We start from the raw sequence: 250 nt of genomic DNA, 5'->3' as shown, positions 1-250 counted from the left end.
CTTGTAAAGCAACGGCACAGAATCCTGCAAGTAAGCCCATAAAAAACAGCCGCTGACCAGTCGGATTAATACCTTGGATACGCGCCAATGCCTCGTGGGTGGCCAGTTTGATTTGACCGGCCCAAATATAACTGAGCAGGCTTAAGCCTACGAGTACGCACCCTGCGAGTAGGGGCAACTCATCCCAACCAAGCTCCAGTAAATTACCGAATAAAAAACCAAGCACATTGGCTTGTTGGTCTGTCAGCTG

Annotated in this window: 1 protein-coding gene; it reads right to left on the bottom strand. The window is 49.6% G+C overall.

All coding sequences use genetic code 11. The annotated features are described in order from the left end of the window. Nucleotides 1-250: metal ABC transporter permease (locus tag SB752_RS33020; RefSeq protein WP_410719598.1), on the bottom strand; the 250-nt coding region annotated here is incomplete at both ends.

The organism is Brevibacillus sp. SIMBA_040 (genome assembly GCF_046535075.1).
Taxonomy (GTDB): Bacteria; Bacillota; Bacilli; order Brevibacillales; family Brevibacillaceae; genus Brevibacillus.
Note: the sequence above shows the minus strand (reverse complement) of the source record. Positions and strands in the feature narration are given on the sequence as shown.